General features: G+C 69.7%; 21 protein-coding genes. 6 read left to right on the forward strand and 15 right to left on the reverse strand.

The window, feature by feature from the left end:
* Positions 1 to 44 precede the first annotated feature (44 nt).
* The 10 genes from AB0I15_RS48055 to AB0I15_RS48100 form a co-directional block, all read right to left on the reverse strand.
* Positions 45 to 1085 carry a hypothetical protein gene (locus AB0I15_RS48055; RefSeq protein WP_358112580.1) on the reverse strand — a complete coding sequence of 347 codons (1041 nt, stop codon included), beginning with the start codon at positions 1083 to 1085 and terminating at the stop codon, positions 45 to 47.
* 32 nt (positions 1086 to 1117) lie between these two features.
* Positions 1118 to 2434 carry a hypothetical protein gene (locus AB0I15_RS48060; protein ID WP_358112582.1) on the reverse strand — a complete coding sequence of 439 codons (1317 nt, stop codon included), beginning with the start codon at positions 2432 to 2434 and terminating at the stop codon, positions 1118 to 1120.
* Positions 2427 to 3230, reverse strand: coding sequence for a polysaccharide deacetylase family protein (locus tag AB0I15_RS48065; protein ID WP_358112585.1), 804 nt, complete (start codon positions 3228 to 3230; stop codon positions 2427 to 2429). The genes AB0I15_RS48060 and AB0I15_RS48065 overlap by 8 nt, the downstream gene beginning before the upstream one ends.
* A complete protein-coding gene (locus AB0I15_RS48070; protein WP_358112588.1) occupies positions 3227 to 4168 on the reverse strand; it encodes a glycosyltransferase family 2 protein in 942 nt (313 codons plus the stop codon). Before AB0I15_RS48070 ends, AB0I15_RS48065 begins: the two co-directional genes overlap by 4 nt.
* A gap of 12 nt (positions 4169 to 4180) precedes the next feature.
* Positions 4181 to 5014 (reverse strand): glycosyltransferase family 2 protein, encoded by an 834-nt coding sequence (locus AB0I15_RS48075; protein ID WP_358112592.1) that lies wholly within the window; start codon positions 5012 to 5014, stop codon positions 4181 to 4183.
* 180 nt (positions 5015 to 5194) lie between these two features.
* Complete coding sequence (locus AB0I15_RS48080; protein ID WP_358112842.1) at positions 5195 to 6175, reverse strand: GNAT family N-acetyltransferase; 981 nt, start codon at positions 6173 to 6175, stop codon at positions 5195 to 5197.
* A gap of 119 nt (positions 6176 to 6294) precedes the next feature.
* A complete protein-coding gene (locus AB0I15_RS48085; RefSeq protein ID WP_358112595.1) occupies positions 6295 to 6666 on the reverse strand; it encodes a hypothetical protein in 372 nt (123 codons plus the stop codon).
* A 265-nt stretch (positions 6667 to 6931) separates the two neighbouring features.
* Complete coding sequence (locus AB0I15_RS48090; RefSeq protein ID WP_358112599.1) at positions 6932 to 8482, reverse strand: sigma factor; 1551 nt, start codon at positions 8480 to 8482, stop codon at positions 6932 to 6934.
* 140 nt (positions 8483 to 8622) lie between these two features.
* Positions 8623 to 10395 carry a substrate-binding domain-containing protein gene (locus tag AB0I15_RS48095; protein WP_358112602.1) on the reverse strand — a complete coding sequence of 591 codons (1773 nt, stop codon included), beginning with the start codon at positions 10393 to 10395 and terminating at the stop codon, positions 8623 to 8625.
* A 135-nt stretch (positions 10396 to 10530) separates the two neighbouring features.
* On the reverse strand, positions 10531 to 11169 hold the full coding sequence (locus AB0I15_RS48100; protein WP_358112605.1) for a hypothetical protein: 639 nt from the start codon (positions 11167 to 11169) through the stop codon (positions 10531 to 10533).
* A gap of 150 nt (positions 11170 to 11319) precedes the next feature.
* Here AB0I15_RS48100 and AB0I15_RS48105 point away from each other — a divergent pair, with 150 nt between their 5' ends.
* Both AB0I15_RS48105 and AB0I15_RS48110 read left to right on the forward strand, forming a co-directional pair.
* A complete protein-coding gene (locus AB0I15_RS48105) occupies positions 11320 to 12090 on the forward strand; it encodes a DUF4184 family protein (protein WP_358112608.1) in 771 nt (256 codons plus the stop codon).
* Positions 12083 to 12895 (forward strand): RNA methyltransferase, encoded by an 813-nt coding sequence (locus AB0I15_RS48110; protein ID WP_358112610.1) that lies wholly within the window; start codon positions 12083 to 12085, stop codon positions 12893 to 12895. The genes AB0I15_RS48105 and AB0I15_RS48110 overlap by 8 nt, the downstream gene beginning before the upstream one ends.
* Before the next feature lie 34 nt (positions 12896 to 12929).
* On the opposite strand, the gene AB0I15_RS48115 is transcribed toward AB0I15_RS48110, so the two are convergent.
* Positions 12930 to 13439 (reverse strand): N-acetylmuramoyl-L-alanine amidase, encoded by a 510-nt coding sequence (locus AB0I15_RS48115; protein ID WP_358112613.1) that lies wholly within the window; start codon positions 13437 to 13439, stop codon positions 12930 to 12932.
* 189 nt (positions 13440 to 13628) lie between these two features.
* Between AB0I15_RS48115 and AB0I15_RS48120 the strand changes: the two genes are divergently transcribed.
* On the forward strand, positions 13629 to 13871 hold the full coding sequence (locus AB0I15_RS48120; protein ID WP_358112616.1) for a DUF4235 domain-containing protein: 243 nt from the start codon (positions 13629 to 13631) through the stop codon (positions 13869 to 13871).
* Positions 13872 to 13919: 48 nt separating this feature from the next.
* Here the strand turns inward: AB0I15_RS48120 and AB0I15_RS48125 are convergent, their stop codons facing one another.
* Together AB0I15_RS48125 and AB0I15_RS48130 are read right to left on the reverse strand one after the other, a co-directional pair.
* A complete protein-coding gene (locus AB0I15_RS48125) occupies positions 13920 to 14216 on the reverse strand; it encodes a hypothetical protein (RefSeq protein WP_358112619.1) in 297 nt (98 codons plus the stop codon).
* Positions 14217 to 14325: 109 nt separating this feature from the next.
* Positions 14326 to 15369, reverse strand: a complete 1044-nt coding sequence (locus AB0I15_RS48130; protein ID WP_358112622.1) for a LacI family DNA-binding transcriptional regulator — start codon at positions 15367 to 15369, stop codon at positions 14326 to 14328.
* A gap of 72 nt (positions 15370 to 15441) precedes the next feature.
* On the opposite strand from AB0I15_RS48130, the gene AB0I15_RS48135 reads away from it, so the two are divergent.
* Complete coding sequence (locus tag AB0I15_RS48135; protein WP_358112626.1) at positions 15442 to 15621, forward strand: hypothetical protein; 180 nt, start codon at positions 15442 to 15444, stop codon at positions 15619 to 15621.
* Between the two features lie 53 nt (positions 15622 to 15674).
* Complete coding sequence (locus AB0I15_RS48140) at positions 15675 to 16298, forward strand: hypothetical protein (RefSeq protein ID WP_358112630.1); 624 nt, start codon at positions 15675 to 15677, stop codon at positions 16296 to 16298.
* A gap of 21 nt (positions 16299 to 16319) precedes the next feature.
* Here the strand turns inward: AB0I15_RS48140 and AB0I15_RS48145 are convergent, their stop codons facing one another.
* Positions 16320 to 17150: a serine hydrolase gene (locus AB0I15_RS48145; protein ID WP_358112633.1), complete on the reverse strand. Its 831-nt coding sequence runs from the start codon at positions 17148 to 17150 to the stop codon at positions 16320 to 16322.
* A gap of 149 nt (positions 17151 to 17299) precedes the next feature.
* Here AB0I15_RS48145 and AB0I15_RS48150 point away from each other — a divergent pair, with 149 nt between their 5' ends.
* On the forward strand, positions 17300 to 17491 hold the full coding sequence (locus AB0I15_RS48150; RefSeq protein ID WP_358112636.1) for a DUF1508 domain-containing protein: 192 nt from the start codon (positions 17300 to 17302) through the stop codon (positions 17489 to 17491).
* Here the strand turns inward: AB0I15_RS48150 and AB0I15_RS48155 are convergent.
* Positions 17488 to 17997, reverse strand: coding sequence for a VTT domain-containing protein (locus AB0I15_RS48155; RefSeq protein WP_358112639.1), 510 nt, complete (start codon positions 17995 to 17997; stop codon positions 17488 to 17490). The two genes, AB0I15_RS48150 and AB0I15_RS48155, sit on opposite strands and share 4 nt — an antisense overlap.
* Between the last annotated feature and the right edge of the window lie 94 nt (positions 17998 to 18091).

Here is an 18091-nt window from a genome sequence, read left to right on the forward strand (position 1 = left end):
CGAGCTGGTCAAGCACCACCTGTGGGTGCTGTGGACCGACTACTTCAAGCCGCACCCGACGCCGCCGCGGCGTGCGGCCCTGCGGCCTGGGCACCCCCTGCGGCGAGCCGGCCAGCGGCCGTCCCACTGGCGGCCGTCCCACTGGAGGGCGCGCCACCAGCGGGCGGTGCTTCGGCGGGCGAAATGGCGAAGGGCATCGTCCCGGCCGCCGCCGCGACCGCCGCATCCGACGCGGACTTCCCGCCGGACTGCTTCCCGGTCGATGGCCCGCCGGTGGATGGCGCGCTCGCGGACGGTGCGCCGCTGGACGGTGTGCCTGCGGACGGCGTGCTGCCGGACGGCGTGCTCGCGGACGGCGCACCGGTGGGCGGCGTGCCTGCGGAGGGTGTGCCGCTGGGTGGTGTGCTTGTGGGCGGTGTGGATGTGCCCTTGGCGTATGGTTCTCCGGGTTTGGCACCTGGCTTCGCGCCTGAGGCGCCGGGCGTACCGGTGGTCGCGGGCTTCTTGCCGCCCGCCCCCGGGCTCGTGTCGGCCTCGTCGCCGGAGACCTTCTGCGGCCCGCTGGCCGGTTGCGGTCGCAGCCCCGGCTTGGTCTCGCCCGCCTCAGGCTCCACGGCAGGGGACCCGGCCGGTGCCGCCGGGCTCTGCCCGGGACCGGCCTTCCCCGCCTTCCCGGGCTTGGCGGGAGCGGGGGCGGGGGCGGGGGCGGACTTCGGCGGCGCCCCAGAGGCGCCCGCCGTCTTGGACGGTGCCGCCCCCGGCTTCGCAGCCGTGACAGCACCCCCCGTCCCCGCCTTCCGGGGCGCGGTCGGCGCCTTGGAGGTCTTCTCGGGGTCGTCCTGCGCCTCGGAGCCCGTCGTCGGCGGGTGCCCGATGTGGATGGAGGGCAGCCGGATCGCCGTGGTCGTGTCGGCGTCCGGCTCGGCACCCTCCCCAGCGCCTTCAGGAGTGTCCTCAGCCGACCCGGAACCCTCACCCGAGGGTTCGAACGTCAGCTTGGGGATGATCCCGGTAGCGTCCGGATCGAAGGGCACGTCCGACTTCTCCTTGTCCACGTCTGAGGAGCCGGTGGTCCCCGTTGTCATGCCATCGCCGTCCCGTTGCCTCACGTTGACCATCATGCGGCCCCGGACGACCCCTGGGTGACAGTCGGTCTACCACTTTCGTCGTATTTGAGAATTTTACGTAGATTTCCGAAGATCAAAAATGCGACGAGCAGCTCGCTGAAGAGCAATCCATACCCCACCGCGTTCACATGGAAGTACGGGAAGAGCGCCACGGTGGACACCAGCACGAGCACGGCCAGCCCGATCTGCACGGCGGCCAGCTTGCGCGCCTGGCTCTGCGCCCGCAGCGCGCTCAGGTAGACCTCGATCAGCACCCGCGGCAGCACGGCCAGCGCCATCAGCCGCAGCAGCAGCGTGCCCTCCTCGGCGAACTCGGAGCCGAAGATGGTCAGGATGAGCGGTGCCCCGAGGATCGCCACCGTGATGATCGGGATGACGATCATGAAGGCGCGCCGCAGCGCCCGCCGGCAGTTCAGGGCGAGTTTGGCACGGTCGAAAGAGCCCTCGACGGTCAGCGACACCGCCATGTTCATGGCCAGCAGCTCGATCATGCTGGCCAGTGTGTGGGCCATCGAGAAGCGCCCGAACGTGGCCTCGCCCACCTGCGTGGCGATCACCACGGGCACCAGGTAGACGATCGCCAGGATCGACAGCGTCCCGGGGAAGTCGCCGGCCAGGAACCTGCCGACCTCGCGCAGTTTCGGTGGCTCTTGCAAGGGATCGGACTGTTTGACGTGCCGGGGCACGATCACGCCGAAGATCAGCCAGTTGACCGGGATCAGGGCGAGCGCGGTCGGGATGACCCAGGAGACGAAGATGCCGCCCGAGGGCAGCGCCCCCGCCACGGCGACCAGCAGCCCCATCTTGACCAGGCCGAAGATCAGGTTGTTCAGGGGCACGAACGTGGCCCTGCGCAGCCCGGTCAGCACGACGTCCTGGAGCGTGAACACGGCCCACACCACCACGGACGCCAGGAAGAACAGCCCGGGCCCGAAGCCGGCCAGCACGGAGTAGGTCTGCCCCCACATCGGCAGCGTCAGCAGGAAGCCCACGGCCGCGACCCCGCCCGTGGCGGCGGCCAGGCCGTACCCGCGCAGGATGAGGTCGGGTGTGCGGTGGCCCGCCACCGGCAGGAACCGGGCCAGCGCGCCCACGAACCCGAGCGCCGTCAGCGACGCGAACAGCCGCATCGCCGTGATCACCGCCTGGCCGCGGCCGAACTCCTCGGGGGTGTAGTAGTGGGCGGCCAGCAGCCAGTAGCCCATGCCCAGGACGCCCGTGATCACCGTGTTCATCATGAGCGAGTAGCCCTGACGGAACAGCGGGTTACGGAGGTCGACGAGGATCTTTCCCCAGACCCTAGACATTTCTACGCACCCGCTGCAGCCCGTACCTCGTCCTGCGCACGACCGCGTATCCCTTGGTGAGGATGCGTTCGCGCAGGTAGATCAGGGGTACGGCGTTGCCTTCGACGGCGCGCTTGAACATGTTGATGGTCGTGCCCTTGCCGACCGTCAACCGGGGGATGGCGAGCATGTCGTGCCGGTCCGCGGCGATCGTGTTGGCCACGGCGCAGGCCGCGAAATATCCGGCCTTGCGTACTTCTCTTCGTACACGGGCGCTGGAGTACCCGTACGGGTAGGCCATCGTGGCGACGGGCGCCCCGATCTTCTCCTCCAGCAGGCCCTTGTTCTTGCGCAGCTCCTGCCGCAGATCCTCGGTGCGGAGCTGGTCGAGCTGGGGATGGCTGTGGCTGTGGCCGCCGATCTCGATGCCGGTCTGGGCGGCCTCGCGGGCCTGGCCCCAGGACAGCATGTCGTCCAGGGGCCGGCCCGCCGCGTCCTTGCCCGCGTCGGACACCCAGCCGCTGGTCAGGAAGACCGTGGCCGGGAAGTTGTAGCGCTCGAGCAGGGGCAGCGCACGGCTGTGGAAGTCGGCGTAGCCGTCGTCGAAGGTGACCACGATCGGCTTCTCCGGCACCGTACGCCCGTCGATCTTGTTGAGCGCGGCCACCAGGTCCCCGAGGGTGAGCGGGGTGAACCCGCTCTCCTTCAGGTACGCGAGCTGCTCGGCCAGGTCGGATGGCCGGACCGAGTGCGGTCGCGTCTCGTCGTTGGGCGTGTCGGAGACGGAGTGGTACATCAGGATCGGAACCCGGATCATGAGCGTGCCGCCTTCAACCGTACGGAACCCACCACGTAACCCCAGGTCGTCCAGGCCAGCCCGATCACGATCGCGGCGGCTCTGCCGAGCCCGCCCACGTCGCCCCGGAAGGCCTCGCCGATCCCGCGCAGCGCGCCGAGCGGCAGCGTCTTCATCGCGTGCGCCCGCTCGCTGGCCAGCCCGTCCTGCGTGCCGACCTCCTGCGTCACCAGGGCCTTCGACAACCCCTCGGCGTAGCACCTGGACCTGAAGTAGGCGAACCGCTCGCGCTGCCTGGACACCTTGTGCCCGATCATCGCGCGCGGTTCGAACAGCATGACCGAGCCCGGCCTGCGCTGGGTCAGCCTGATGCAGAACTCGGTCTCCTCACACCCCAGAGGGCGTGACTTGCGCCCTTGGACGCTGCGCCCGATGCCGCTGTGGAAACCGCCCACCTCGGACACGACCTCACGCAGGAAGGCGGCGTTGCCGCCCATCACGTTGCGGATCGGCGCCCTGACCGCGGGCATGCCGCGGTAGGTGCAACCGACCGTCCAGTCGAACTCGTACGGGAACCACCCCGGCCGCTCGCCCGAGGCCCAGATGGGCTCGGTACGGCCGCCCACACCCACCACGCCGGGTTCCTGGAAGCCCTCCTCCAAAGCCTCCAGCCACCCGGCATCGGCGACCGCGTCATCGTCGAGAAACGCGACGATCTCACCGCCGGCCGTGGCCGTGCCGGTGTTCTTGCCGCCGGACAACCCTTGCTCGTGCGTGTTCTCCACCACGATGGCCTGCGGATATTCGCGCTTGAGCTTGAGATGCAGGTCCGGATTGTGGTCGACCACCAGGATCAGCTCGTATGCCGGGCGTGTCTGGTTCTCGACCGACTCGACTGCCTGCCTGATGTCCTCCCACCGGTCCTCGGTGTAGACGCAGATGACAACAGACGTGTTCACAACGATCCTTTTTTAAGCGACGCCTCGGTCAGCGGCAGGAGTGGCGGTCGGCTCAGGCTGAGGGGGAGAGGGCTGGCGACGCCACTCCCTCAGGATGGTCTTGAGCACGCGGAAGCCATCTCGTACGACGTGCAGGTTGCTTTCGCCGTGAATGCGGTTGTGCTCGTGGCTGGGCACCTCGTGCACCTTGAGCCCGGCCTTGGCCGCGCGCACGTTCATCAGGGTCTCGATCTCGAAGCCGTCGCAGTCGAGGTCGAGCACGTCGAGGTGACGGGCCCAGAAGGCGTTGTAGCCATAGCACAAGTCGGTGTACTTGGTGCTGTACATGACGTTGACGATCCCGGTGAGGACCCTGTTGCCAAGCCGCCGGTTGACCGTCAGGTCGTCGCTGCCGCCGCCGGAGGCGTAGCGGGAGCCCTTGACGAAGTCGGCGCCCGTCACCAGCGCGCCCACGAAGTTGATGATCTCGCGGCCGTCGGTCGAGCCGTCGGCGTCGATCATCACGATGATGTCGCTGGTGCACGCGGCGAAACCGGCGGAAAGGGCGTCACCCTTGCCCTTGCCGGTCTGCGTCACGACCTTCACGTTGGGCCGCAGCCGCCTGGCCACGGCGACCGTGTCATCGACGGAGTTGCCGTCGACGAGCACGATCTCGTCAACCCACTGCGGGATCGTGGCAAAGACGTGCGGCAGGTTCTCCGCCTCGTTCATCGCCGGCACGACCACGCTCACCGTCGGGGAAATGGCCAGGTGCGGTGTGACGGGTGTGAAGCTCGAAGGGGGCGGCATCGAACGCAAGGGGGCGACTTGGACCTTGCCGTTGTGCTTGGTGATCTCGGGACTCATGGCGAGGTAGATCCTTCCGAGACCCGGCGCTGCGGACCGGAGGGAACCACTCCCGGGTGCTGCGGGAATGGCGAAGCCGGTGGACGGTGCATTGACGGGTCCTGTGGAGTGTGAGGGTGGGTGGTGCCGTGCCAGAGGGGGTGGTGGAGCGCTCAGTGTTGCTTCGGTCGGTTCGTTGGCCTACTGCGTTGGTGACTCTTGCTGCTGCATCGAGCTGCGGACCCGGCCGAAGCCCTTGAGGACACGGTCGGCCGCTCTATAAAGAGACGGTCGATCCATGACAATTGTTCGGGCTTTGTTGAAAGGAGTTCTGCCCATCCAGTGGACCGCCGCGGACGGGGACGGTCTGGAGATACGGCCTTCGGCGACGTACAGGACACCGCTCTTGAGCCAGTCTTTGTACTCCTTGCCGCCCTTGCCCATGTCCACCATGTGGAGCCCGTCATTCGCGGCGGCCTCGGCCATCTGGAGATGGTGCACGATGCCCGGCGAATAGCGGCCGAACTCGGTGTCGTAGGCGGGGAACCACCCTACAAGCGTGGTGGCGGTACGGAGGCCGAAATGCCCGGCCACCGGGACATCCCCGGCATAAAGCATGGTGAGGACCCCCGCGAAGTCCGATGACTTTTCGGCATGCATCATGTTCGTCAATTCGACAATCCATGGCTGCGCGAACCTGTCCACCCGGCCAGTCCTTCGATACTGGTCCGATTTCCAGGCCAGCAGGGTGCGCAGCACCTCGGGGTCGGCCGAGGCCCACTCGAAGCGCAGCTCGCCCTGCTCCCGCCCGAGCTTGCGCTCCTTGTAGCGGACGGTCTTGAGGTTCTTCGGGGAGTTGGACTTGACCTGCTCGAGCCACGCCTCGAAGCCGGCGGTGAAGTCCATCACCGGCGCGGGCCGGACGTCGGCCTCGTAGGGCGCGAACGTCGGCTGCCCCGCCACCAGGTGGTCGAAGTCGAACACACTGAGCTTGCAGGCCCGCAGCAGAGCCTTGGCGTCGAGCTTCAGCTCGGGTGGGGAGATCAGGCCGTGACACGTGGTCAGGAAGCCGCCGAGCGGCTTGCCGATGCCGAAGCTGTGCCGTTCGTACGGGAAGAAGCCCGCGATGCCGCCCCCATCGGAGATGACCGCCACCCTCACGTAGTCGCGCAAGCGGTCCATCGCCACGGCGAACTCGACGGACAGGAACGGGTTGTCCAGACTGGGGTCGGCCTTCTGCAGCTCTCGCCATCGGGCGCGCTCGGAGCCCCCGAGCTCTCCCGGCCGAACTACCTGGATGTTCACCTTGCCCTGGCCCCCTGTTCGGTCTGCATGCTCTTCCCCCGGTACAAGACCCGAAGCACGTACATGAACCCGCCGAGCACGGCGACCGTCGCGACACCGGCTCGAGGCGACCACGCGTTGAACAGCAGCATGGCCTCGGCCAGGAGCACGTTCAGTACGAGACTCGCCGCAGCTCCTACGGATAGTGCGGCAAGGGGGTCACGATCACGCAACAGTCCCACTACGGCCGCCCCTGGAACGACCAGAAGGAACAAGGAGATGAGAAACGGGCGCAGCGGTGTCTCGATGTCGAACAGCGCGACTACCGCTCCCGCTATGCAGGCGAGCCCGACCAGCCAGGCCAGAGCTCTGCGGTGCTGCTTCACCATCTCCTGTTTTTCTCCTGCTCCTACTGGTTAAAGCTCGACTGATCGCAGTTCATGGGACCAATCCACGCCTGGACACGTCAATGCCGACGCTTGGCGACGCGCTGCGGTTTACCGGCAGGCAGAGATTTCTCATGTGACCTTCAGCACATGGTCAAGCATCCTCCGGACCCGACGCGGTCCCCAAGCACACCAGAATGCCCTATGTAACCTAGGATCTACGAGTCAGGGTCCGATTTATCCCGCTTTGTCTGCCCAATCTGTGGATCTACTGTACGTTGACGCCGTCTTTGCTCGCGCCCGCCGAAATGGTCGCCACGCCTTCGCTCGGCGACGCGGTCGGCTCGTCGGTGTCCTCGGGCTCGCCGGTGGGCGGCGGGGGCGTCTCGCTGGTGCCGGGCCAGCTCAGTGAGCAGGTCGCGGTGCCGCCGCTGGAGGTGAAGGAGACCCGGCCACTGCCGGGGCCGGCCGGGTCGGCCACCGTCACCCAGATCGTCGCACCGGCGCCCGCCTTGATCGACCCGCTCACCGGGCGCACCTCCAGCCCCTGTGAGGCGGTCGCGACCCACGAGACCGCGCCGTTGCGGGCCCTGAGCCCGATCCTGGCCGTGTCGCCGACGGTCTCCGGACATGAGACACCGAGCCGGGCCCCGGGCGCGGGCCTGCGGCGGGTGGGGGCCGGAACGGCGGCGGGCCGGCCGCTCGGGCGCGCGGCCGTGGGCCGTCCGCCGGGCGTGCTCCTGGCGGTGGGGGTACGGCTCGGCGTCGGCGCCGGCGTGAGCTCGTCCTCCTCGATCACGGGCTCGGGCGTGGGGCTCTCCTCGGGGGTGACCGTGGGGGAGGGCGCGGGCCGCAGCGCCGTGTCGTCGGAGGCGCCGCGGCCGTTGATCGCCACCATGGCACCCGTCGCGGCCAGCAGGCACGCCCCCGCCAGCAGCACCGGGGCCAGGCGGCGCGACCCGCGCCGGTGCGAGCGGTGGCGCTCGGGCGTCACGGGGAAGCCCGCCCGGTCGAAGCTGTCGCCGCGATCGGTGATCAGCGTGCGGGTCTGGTCCTGCTCGGGGCTGACGCACGTGTCGATCACCCGTCGGCGCAGCGAGATCGCCGGGTACGCCACCGGCACCATCTCCAGCAGCCGCCCGGCCGAGACCTGCCGGTGCCGCCTTTCCGTGCACACCTCGCACCCGCTGACGTGCGCGGACAGCCGCCGCCTCAGCAGCGGGGTGAGCGGCCCCTCCCAGGAGTCCAGCATCGCCGACAGGTCGGGGCAGTGCGCCCGGCCGGTCCTGGCCAGCACCACGGCCGCGGCGGCGACCTCCAGGTGTTCACGGGCCCTGCCCAGCCGGGCCGCCGTCTGCCGGGAGGTCAGCCCGAGCACCGCGCCGGCCTCGGACGCCGTCAGCCCGTGGCGCAGCGACAGCTCAAGGATCTCGCGCTCACCCCCGCTCAGCTCGCCCAGCGTCGCGTAGACCTGGTCGGCCAGCTCGGAGCCGCCGCTCTCAGGCATCGGCAGGCCCTCGGCGGGGGTGCCGGTGCGGTGGGCCAGGCGGGCGCGTACCTGGAACCTGGTGAGGGCGTACAGCCAGGCGCGCAGCCTGCCGGGCACCTTCAGCCGGTCCGCCCGGCCCTGGGCGGTGACCAGGGCGTCGTGGACGGCGTCGGCGGCGATGTCCGCCGACCCGGCGAGGGAGAAGGCGTAGTCGTGCAGCCGCTCGCCGTAGGAGTCGTAGAGCCGGGCGGGAGCATCGGCGTCGGCGCGCAGCAGAGCCTCGACCAGCACGTGATCGTCGGCACGGTCGATGGACGGCCATCCGGGCACGGACTTCCTCCCCGCGATTTCAGAGCTGCACTCAGCCCCACGCGGAGAGGACGCGGCCTCGATCGGCCAGGTTCGCCCACCATGCCGAACAGGCATGATGGGCCAAAGGGGCCAAAGGGGTCAGGCGGGTCAGGCGGGGATCACCCGTCGCAGTTCGGGGTGCACAGGCGGCGCTCCATGCCCTGCAGGAAGAAGTCGCGCACCTGGAGGATGTTCTCGGCGATGTACGCCTCGCCGCCCGTGGCCTTGGCCAGGGACTCCATCTGCTGCTTGCCCTTCTTGGCGTCCGGCCCGAACGCGATGAGCAGGATGCTGATGGGCCGCTTCGGGTTGTAGGTCTTCTTCAGGTACTGCAGGATCTCGGCGTTCTTGACGCCGCCGTCGGGATCGTCGTTGCCCGCGCCGTCCGTGAGGATCAGCAGGGTGTTGACCTTGTCCTCCTGGTACGTCTTCGTGAGCTGCCCGTACGCCGCCTTGACCGTGTCGTTCAGCCCGGTGTCGCCCGTGGACTTGGCCGTGATCTGGGCGAACGTCCTGGCCAGCGACTCCTTGCGGAGCAGGCCGTCGATCGACTCGCTGAGCGGCCCGACCGAGACGAGCTCCTTCCAGTCCTTGCCCTTTCCGTCCAGATGCGTGGAGAACGTCCACAGGCCCATCTCGGAACCGGCGGGGAAGAGCCCGAGCCCCTCCGTGGCGATCTTGTTGATCGCCTGCATCCGCGTCATGCCGGTGCCGGGCACGGGCAGCGCCATCGTGCCGGAGACGTCGAGCAGGGTGAGCAGGCGGGTGCCGAGGTTCAGCCTGGACCAGGTCTGCACCATCCGCGTCACGGTCGCGCTGTCGGGCGGGTCCAGGGCCACGGGGTTCTCGGCGGTGAAGCCCTTGTCCTCCGACAGGGCCGCGCCCGCCTTGCCGTCGGCGCTGCGGAAGCCGGCCTCGCGCAGGATCTTCTTGGCCGACTCCGTCGACAGGTCCTGCTTGAAGTCCGTCGCGGCCTTCAGCACCTGGGGGTCCCTGGCGAGGATGGTGACCGGGTAGTCGAGGCTGAGCGTGCCCTCCTTGGGATAGAGGGCGACCACCGGGGCCTCGGGCTTCTTGGTGTTGTGGGCGTAGATGGCCTGCTCGGAGGTGACGCCGACGGGCACCTTGCTGCCGGACTTCACGGTCAGGCTCGCGAGCAGCGCCGTCGAGTCGGAGGCGAGCTGGCCCGACAGCTCCTTCAGCGCGCCCACCAGGGCCTTGTCCTGGCCCGCCTCCTTGGCCGTGCCGGCGGCGGCCAGCAGCGCGGCCAGGCCGGCGGAGTTCTTCTGCGGGTCGAGGGCGAGGACGCGTACCTTCTTGCCGGGGCCGTCCACGTTGGCCACGTTCGCGGCCGAGATCATGGCGACCCAGCTCGGCTGCAGCGCGCCGGACAGCTTCGACGCCGCCGACTTGGCCGCCGCCAGCACCACGGGCGAGGCCGCGATCGAGCCGTCCACCTCCGGCAGCTTCGCGCCCGCCGGGGTCGCGCGCAGGCTCTCCATGAGGAGGCTGGAGTCGGCCACCCAGAAGTCGGCGCCGATCTTGCCCGCCGCCAGCGCGTTGGCCGTCCTGGCCGCCGCCTCCTTGGTCACCGTCACCTCGACGCACTTGGTGTCGATCGAGTGCATGGCCTTGTTGTAGTTGCCGGCGATCTTGTTGAGCGCGGGCTGGATGTCCGGGGTCGCGACGACGCGCAGGGCCAGCTTGCCGCCGGAGCAGTCGTGGTCGCGGTTGAAGATGACGAACGCGGCGACACCGAGAAGCACCGCCAGCGCGACGGCTCCGGCCAGCGGTACGAGCACCCTGCCGCGGCCGTTCCTGGCCCTCCTGCGGGGTGAGGGTTCGTTGGCTCTGTATCCGCCGTCGAGCTCGTCTGTGCGGTGTCGCCCCACGATGTCCTCTTAGGTGTGTTTGAGACCTTCCGGAGACCCTAGCGGGAGATACTCCGCAATACTCCGGGAACGATACTCGGTGCAGTCATTGTGGCAAAACAGCCCTTTTGGTGCGGCGATTACGTACTGTGGCGGTCAATGGCAGCATGCGTGACCATGCCAGGCCCGCTTTCCCTCTCGTACGGCGACCGCCGCCAGTGCCACGGCCACCGCCGGATCCACCCACCACCACCCCGCGGTGTTGAGCCACAGCCCGGCGAGCACGCCCCCCGCCATGGCCGCGCAGATCAGGTTCTGCGTCCCCTCGCCCGACGTGGCCGGCGAGGCCAGCCGAGCCCCCAGCCGCCGCTTGACCACGCCCAGCACCGGCATGCTGACCAGGCTGAACGACGTCACCACGATCCCCAGCACGCTCGGCACGGCCCGATGCCCGGCGTCCAGGTCGTGCGCGACATGCACGACGAGGTAGGGCGCGAGCAGCCAGAAGCTCACGGCCACCGCCCGCCCGGCGGTGTGCTCGGCGCTCGGCGACAGCGTGCGGGCCCCGGTGAAGCGCCACACCACGATCAGGCTGGCCGCCGCCTCCACCAGTGCGGACAACCCCCAGCCGATCAGCGCCACCGAGTGCGCGGCCAGGCCGGCCGCCAGCCCGAGCGTGCTCTCCACACCCAGCCAGACCAGCGTGACCACGGAGAGCGTGCGCGCGGCGCGCGCGTCGCGCAGCCATTCGGCTGACGCGGCCGGACGCTCATGAATCCGCTGATCAGGCACCATGAACCCCCGAACTCCCGGCTATCCGGCCGTCGACAGCGATACGTACGGTACCCACTACCGGGCGTGACCCCGAATCGCGTCGGCAAAGGATGGTCAAGCTTCGGCCGCATAATGAGCGTCGATCATCTGATCCTCAAGGGGGCAAGGGTCATGCCGTTCACGCCCGGCCACGTCGCCGCGGTGATACCGCTCATCTCCTCACCGCGGCTGCGCCGGTTCGCCGACCCATGGGCGCTGGCGCTGGGGGCGATGGTGCCGGACCTGCCGATCTTCCTGCCGTTCCTGCCCGACTACGCCGACTGGCACTCCTGGCTCGGCGTGGTCACGATCGACCCGCTGGCGGTCCTGGTCCTGCTGCCCCTGTTCCACCTCGTCCTGCGTGACCCGCTGATCGCGCTGCTGCCGCCGGCCCTCGCGGGCCGCGCCGCGCTCCTGACCCCCGAACGGCTCCGGCTCCTCCCCATGGCGACCGGGGCCGTGATCGGCGCCGCCACCCACATCCTGTGGGACTCCTTCACCCACTCGACGGGGCCGGTGGAGTGGGGCGCCTGGCTGGCCGTGCCCGTCTTCGGGGTGATCAGGCTGTTCCGTCTCCTCCAATACGTCTCGTCCGCGATCGGGCTGGTCGTGGTCGTGTGGTGGGGGTGGCGTGGTTTGTCCGGGATGGCGGCGGCGCCCGTACCGGAGCGGTTGCGGAGCTCGCCGCGCCTGCGCTGGAGCGTTCTGGCGGCCGGGGCGGCCGGCGTCGTGGCGGGCGCCCTCCTCTGGCCCCTCGTGGACGAGCCCAGCCCGGCGCTCGGCCTGCCCAGCGTGATCACCAAGACGGGCGCGGGCACGGTCATCGGCCTGTGCCTGGTCCTCGTCTCCTACGCGGTGGTCTGGCAGGTGAGGCGGCGCATGGCAGTATCGGAAGGTGCTTGAGTACGTAACCGGCGCCGACGACCCGCGCCTGACCGACTACACCCGGCTGCGGGACGTGGAGCTGCGCAAGAGCCTCGAAGCCGAGCGCGGCCTCTTCCTGGCCGAGGGGGAGAAGGTGATCAGGCGGGCCATCGGCGCGGGCTACCCGATCCGGTCGGTCCTGACCACCGGCCGGTGGCTGGCCTCGCTCAAGGACGTCCTCGGCGACGCGACCGTCTACGTCGCGAGCGAGGAGACCATGACCGGCGTCGCCGGCTTCCAGGTCCACCGCGGCGCCCTCGCCTCCATGGAACGCCTGCCACTGCCCACCGTGGACACCCTGCTCAAGGGCGGCGGCCGGCGAATGCTGGTGCTGGAGGACCTCGTCGACCACGCCAACATCGGCGCGATCTTCAGATCGGCGGCCGCGCTCGGCGTGGACGGCATCCTGCTCTCACCCCGCTGCGCCGACCCGCTCTACCGCCGCGCCGTCAAGGTCTCCATGGGCGCGGTGTTCTCCATCCCGTACGCGCGCATGGACGACTGGTTCGCCGGCCTCGGCCGGCTCCGCGAGGCGGGCTACCAGACCCTGGCCCTGACCCCCGACCAGTCCGCCACCCCCATGGACGTGGTGAAGCTGGGCGAGCGGGTCGCGCTGCTGCTCGGTGCCGAGGGCGACGGGCTGTCGTCCCACTGGCTGCGGGAGGCCGACGAGGCGGTGTGCATCCGGATGAGCGCGACTGCGATGGCCGCGGGCGTGGACTCCTTGAACGTCGTGGCCGCGGCGGCCATCGCCTGCCATGGATTGATGCGGGGAACCGGATGACCCGTCGTGGCATGACCCGTCGTCCCCCGCCGCGTCACACGAGCCGCTCGCTGTCCGGCATGGTCCTCCTGTCGTCGACCGGCATGCCGGACTCCACCCAGGCCAGCAACGTGGCGCCGGGGCAGTCGGTGTCGCCGACGTGGCTGTGGCCGCGCATGGCGAGCAGGTGGCCGGCTTGGGCGCACGCCTCGTCGTACAGGGCGCGGATCGACTGCTTCGCCCTTTCGGTCGGGTTGTTCCTGCCGATGTAGGCGCAGCCGATGCCGGTGATGTTGTGGTCGCTGGCGTGGGCTCCGCGTATGAGCCAGCCACGGCCCTCGTACGCGGTGCCGTCGTCCCGCACGAGGAAGTTGTAGCCGATGTCGTTCCACCCCCGCTCGTCCATGTGGTAGTCCTGTACGGCCCGCGGCGTCTGCGTTGTCGGCCCGTCGGTGTAGTGCACGATGAACTCTGTGCGCGCCGGCCACGCGACATACTCGACCTCGCCCGGATTCCGCGGCGGGCGAGCGCCCCAGCCGCTGCGGTTCACGATCGTCAGCCCCATGCTTTCCTCCCCGTTCCATGTTCGTGTTCTCGCAGGTTAGGAAGCAGGCGGGCTGGGAGATCGGATGGCGGCGCGGGAGATGCCGAGTCCATCGGCGGCATTTCATCATGACTTGGGCGTCAACGCTGCGGGCGTTTAGGAGCGTGCCATGGGGCACGGGCAAAGACCACGTCGTCGTAAGGAGATGTGATGCAGCCCGTAGAGAAGGCCACAGCGCTGGGAATGAGCCTGGTCAGCGGTGCGCTGGCGGCCGCGATGTTCAAGCAGGTGTGGAAGCTGGCCTCCGGCCAGGACGACGCCCCGGATGCCGACGACCTCGAACGCGGCTGGACGGAGGTGCTCGTCGCCGCCGCGATCCAAGGCGCGATCTTCGGTCTCACCAAGGCCGCGGTCCAGCGGGCGGGCGCCCAATCCTTCCACCGCAGGCGCTAGCAGCGCCCCTCCGACGGGCCGGGAACGGTCTCGATCCGGTACGGGCGATCACTGCGGGTCGTCGGCCAGCCAGTCGGGATAGCTGTCGACGTCATGGATGATCGGCTCGCTGGTGATCGGCGCGTCCGCGCCGACCTCCCTGATGTGCCGCTCCAGAGTGCCCACCTTCGGCGGCGTCGTGATCAGGGTGAGCTGCCAGGCGACGCCGTTTCCGGCGATGGCCGGATGCGGAACTTCGGCGATGTCGATGGAGGTCGCGAGACCGGCGCGGAGGATTCCGTGGGCGAGCTCGGCAGCCCTCTCGTGACCCTCGATCGTCGTGCGGACCTCGATGAATTCCGCCATGAGGTTGTCCTTAGGGGAGAGGTGTGATTCTCACCCTACGTTTGGAACCGACCGGGGGAACGGGATTCCGGCCGGAACTCGCACATACTTGGCATCAAAGGACGCACGGTCAAGAGGGCGGCGGGGCGGTGGAGGAGCGGATGATCAGCTCGTGCGGGAACACCAGGCGCTCCGGCTTCGCGGCGTCCCCCAGCAACAGCAGCCGCCCGGCCTCCTCACCGACCTCCTGACTGGCCTGCCGGATCGTGGTGAGCCCCGCCTTCTCGGCGGCGCTGTCGGAGAACCCCACCACCGACAGGTCCGCCGGCACCCGCAGCCCCAGCTCCGCGGCGGCGTCGAGCACGCCGAGCGCCAGCACGTCGGTGTTGGTCAGGATCGCGGTCGGCCGCGGCTCCCGCTCCAGCAGCGCGCGCCCGGCCCGGTGGCCCGCCTCGCGCGAGTTGCGCGCCAGCTCGTAGAACGGCACCCCCGGCCAGTCGATCCCGGCCTGCTCGCAGGCCTGTTGGTAGCCGGAGCGCCGCCTGCGCATGGCCTCGAACGCCGAGCCCTCCTGCCGCGCCTGGTCGGCCCAGCCGGTGTGCCCGTCGTAGTTCAGCCCGACCATGGCCACCCCCAGCCGCCGGTGCCCGAGCTCGATCACGTGCCGCGCCGCCGCGGCCCCCGCGGCGGGCTCGTCGATCCCGAGGAACGGATGACCCGGCACGTACGGCTCGTCCACCACGACGACGGGCAGCCGCCTGGCGAACACCTCCGTCAGCGTCGGATGCCCATCGGGCAGTGACATCACGCAGAACGCGTCCACCACGGCGTCCTTGACCGTCTCCCTGCGCCGGGCGCCGTGCGGCAGGATGAGCAGGCCCACCCCGGCGTCCTCGGCGGCGGTGGCCAGTCCCTGGAAGAACCCGATCGCGTACGGGTCCGCGAACGCGTACGCCAGCGTCTCGGTGAAGATCAGCCCGAGCGCCCCCGCCCGCCCGAGCCGCAGCGAGCGCGCGGTGGGGTTGGGGCCCGCGTAGCCGAGTTCGTCGGCCACCTCGAGGATCCGCCGCCGCAGGCCGTCGCTGAGCTGATCGGGCCGGGAGAAGGCGTAGGAGACGGTGGCCCGGGACACGCCGAGCCGGTCGGCGATGGTCTGGAGCGTCACCTTGGCCACCGTCCAACCGTATCGGAGACCTTGCCGAGGCATTCTTAATCAATTAAGGTCTTAATTGATTAAGGAGGAGTCATGGACGCCATGCAAGTACTCGCCCACCAGACGGCGATGGGCTATCGGGAGTCGCTGGGCGAAGCGCTGCCCGGCGCGCCGCGCCAGGCCCACCGCCCCGCGGCGAGGGTCCGCCTGCGGCTCGCGCACTCGCTCAGATGGACCGCCGACCGCCTCGACCCGGCATGCCGGGCGGCCTGATGTTGCACAATGTGAGTGATCGACAACTCATCGCAACATAGGCCGGAGGCTCAATGAACGTGGCCTGGATCGTCGCAGTCGTCGCCGGTGCCGGCTCCTTGGCAGCCGCACCGGCCCAGGCCACCAGCCCCATCCGTACCCCGCCTCGGCCGAGCCCGGCCTCGTTCCAGGTGCCCGGCCGGCCCTTCGCGCAGCCGAGCCCGGCCGCGCCCCAGGCCACCGCACTGGCCTGCGCCGTCTCCACCCCGTCAGGCCGACCGCTGGTCTTCTCGCCCCGGGTCGGCCTGACCCCACGCCGCGTCACCGCCCGCGGCCACCTCGAACTCACCGGCTGCACGTCGCCCGACGGCTCGGCCACGTTCCTGCGCTCCGGGTGGGCCAGCGTGCGGGCCGACGCGCAGGCGTCCTGCGCCAGCGCCCGCCAGGTGCGCGGCCGGGCCGTGATCACCTGGTTCGGCGTGACCGGCCGTCCGCTGGGCACCTCGACGTTGCGCATCAGGGCCGATCGTCTCGTCGCCCAGCAACCGGCCGACACCCTGCTCACCGGCGACGTCTCGGCGGGCCGGCTCTTGGGCAAGCACGTACGCGGCGGCATCACGCCTCCGGCGGCCATCCTCGGCTGCGCCACCCAGGGCATGGCCGCCCTGCCGGGCCACGGCCGCATCACCTTCGGCTGACCCCGGGCCAGGCGGCGGCGATCAGTTGAGGGTGGCCCGCCGCCGCACGGCCGCGGACCCGAAGGCGGCCTGCTCGCCGGCATAGTCCAGCAGTCGCTCGGCCGTGGTGAAGCGCCGCTCGTTCTGGTCGCCCAGCAGCACCCCCACCACCCGCACCCCGTTACGGTCGCCCGCGAACAGCAGGCAGTGCCCCGCCGCGTTCGTGTACCCGGTCTTCACACCGAGCACCCCGTCCGCCCGCCCGAGCAGCTTGTTGGTGTTGCGCCACGTGTGCGCCCGGTGCACCGCCGTCTTGCCCACCTTGTGCACCTTGCTCCCCACCACGGCCGTGAACACGTCGTTCGCCAGCGCCCGCTGTGCCAGCACCGCCTGGTCCGCGGCGGTCGAGTAGCCACCGTTGGCCGGGGTGGGCATGCCGTCCGCATTGGTGTAGCGGGTGTCGGTCAGGCTCATGGCGCGGGCGTAGCGGTTCATCTTGGCGATGAAGGCCGTCTTCCCGGGGCCGTAGTGCCGGGCCAGGGCGTGGGCCGCGTCCGCGCCCGAGGGCAGCATGAGGGCGTACAGCAGGTCCCTGGTCGTGAAGCGCTCGCCCTTCTTCAGCCCGGCCGTGGCGGCGCCGCCGGCGGCGGCGTACTTCACGTCCGCCGCGGTGATGGTGACCGTGTCGGTCAGCCGGGCCTCGCGGAGCACCACGTACGCCGTCATGATCTTGACCAGGCTGGCGACCGGCACCCGCTTCGTCTCTCGCTTGCCGAAGTGGACCGTTCCTGCCGAGTCGACGACGTACGCCTCCTTGGCGCCCACGGCAGGGGCGTCCGCGGCCATGGCCGGGGACGAGAACCCCACAACCACCGCGACTACGGCAGAGCTAATGAAACCCCCAATACGCATGCTGAACATGGTGACAGGAGAACGCGGGTTCGTTTGCGTAACTCGGCCATGAGTCATCATCAGATAGGGGTAAATCATTGATAGATCCGATATGGCGGGGGGCGGCAGCCATGACAGGCAGGTTCGTCATCAGCGAGGACGGCCGAGGCGGCTACCGTTTCGCGCTCGTCGCGAACAACGGTCAGACGCTGGCGGTCGGCGAGGGTTTCGCGAGCAAGGTGGCCTGTGTGAACGGCATCGAGACCGTCCGCAGGAACGCTCCCGAGGCCCCCATCGACGACCAGTGCGTGCGGGAGGGCTAGGAGATCAGTTGCTTCTCGGCGCCGCGCCGCCGCCTGCGCCGGACCACGATCCAGGCCACGAGCGCGACGGCGAGCACGGCCACGACCGTCGCCGTGACGGGCGACGCGGAGGCCAGTTCGAGCCAGCCCCACACGATCGCCGTCAGGCCGAACCACCACATCGGCGCCCAGGTCAGGCAGCCGAGGGCGCTGGCGACGACGTACCAGGGGTAGGAGACGCGCAGCGCGCCCGCCACCCACGGCAGCGTGTGCCGCAGCATGGGCACCCAGAAGCACCCGTAGACGGCCAGCGCGCCCCACTTCTCGACGACATGCTCGATCTTGGCGATCCGTTCGCGGCCCACCTTGACGCCGATGCGCGAGTCGTAGAGCCGCTCGCCGAGCTTGCGGCCGACCCAGTAGTAGACCTGGAACGCGCCGAACAGGGCGAGGATCAGGATGGCGCCCACCAGCCAGTAGGGCAGCCCCAGCCAGAACGGCTCCGTGGGAGCGGGTACGATGATCATCGCATGCCGCATGTGCTGCCCCCCACCCCTCCTGCCACCTAAGGTCAGCCTTACCTTAGTTCAAGCTGCAAGTGATCGCCACACCGGCTTGCAA

It is taken from the genome of Nonomuraea sp. NPDC050643 (assembly GCF_040654715.1).
GTDB lineage: Bacteria > Actinomycetota > Actinomycetes > Streptosporangiales > Streptosporangiaceae > Nonomuraea.

Excerpts from the sequence above, each read along its gene's own strand:
- AB0I15_RS48150 (WP_358112636.1), top strand. The coding sequence starts at position 17,300 with ATGACAGGCAGGTTCGTCATCAGCGAGGACGGCCGAGGCGGCTACCGT.
- AB0I15_RS48065 (WP_358112585.1), bottom strand. The coding sequence starts at position 3,230 with ATGATCCGGGTTCCGATCCTGATGTACCACTCCGTCTCCGACACGCCC.
- AB0I15_RS48155 (WP_358112639.1), bottom strand. The coding sequence starts at position 17,997 with ATGATCATCGTACCCGCTCCCACGGAGCCGTTCTGGCTGGGGCTGCCC.
- AB0I15_RS48100 (WP_358112605.1), bottom strand. The coding sequence starts at position 11,169 with ATGGTGCCTGATCAGCGGATTCATGAGCGTCCGGCCGCGTCAGCCGAA.
- AB0I15_RS48085 (WP_358112595.1), bottom strand. The coding sequence starts at position 6,666 with ATGGTGAAGCAGCACCGCAGAGCTCTGGCCTGGCTGGTCGGGCTCGCC.
- AB0I15_RS48140 (WP_358112630.1), top strand. The coding sequence starts at position 15,675 with ATGAACGTGGCCTGGATCGTCGCAGTCGTCGCCGGTGCCGGCTCCTTG.
- AB0I15_RS48060 (WP_358112582.1), bottom strand. The coding sequence starts at position 2,434 with ATGTCTAGGGTCTGGGGAAAGATCCTCGTCGACCTCCGTAACCCGCTG.
- AB0I15_RS48135 (WP_358112626.1), top strand. The coding sequence starts at position 15,442 with ATGGACGCCATGCAAGTACTCGCCCACCAGACGGCGATGGGCTATCGG.
- AB0I15_RS48105 (WP_358112608.1), top strand. The coding sequence starts at position 11,320 with ATGCCGTTCACGCCCGGCCACGTCGCCGCGGTGATACCGCTCATCTCC.
- AB0I15_RS48120 (WP_358112616.1), top strand. The coding sequence starts at position 13,629 with ATGCAGCCCGTAGAGAAGGCCACAGCGCTGGGAATGAGCCTGGTCAGC.
- AB0I15_RS48080 (WP_358112842.1), bottom strand. The coding sequence starts at position 6,175 with ATGGACCGCTTGCGCGACTACGTGAGGGTGGCGGTCATCTCCGATGGG.
- AB0I15_RS48125 (WP_358112619.1), bottom strand. The coding sequence starts at position 14,216 with ATGGCGGAATTCATCGAGGTCCGCACGACGATCGAGGGTCACGAGAGG.
- AB0I15_RS48075 (WP_358112592.1), bottom strand. The coding sequence starts at position 5,014 with ATGAGTCCCGAGATCACCAAGCACAACGGCAAGGTCCAAGTCGCCCCC.
- AB0I15_RS48055 (WP_358112580.1), bottom strand. The coding sequence starts at position 1,085 with ATGACAACGGGGACCACCGGCTCCTCAGACGTGGACAAGGAGAAGTCG.
- AB0I15_RS48115 (WP_358112613.1), bottom strand. The coding sequence starts at position 13,439 with ATGGGGCTGACGATCGTGAACCGCAGCGGCTGGGGCGCTCGCCCGCCG.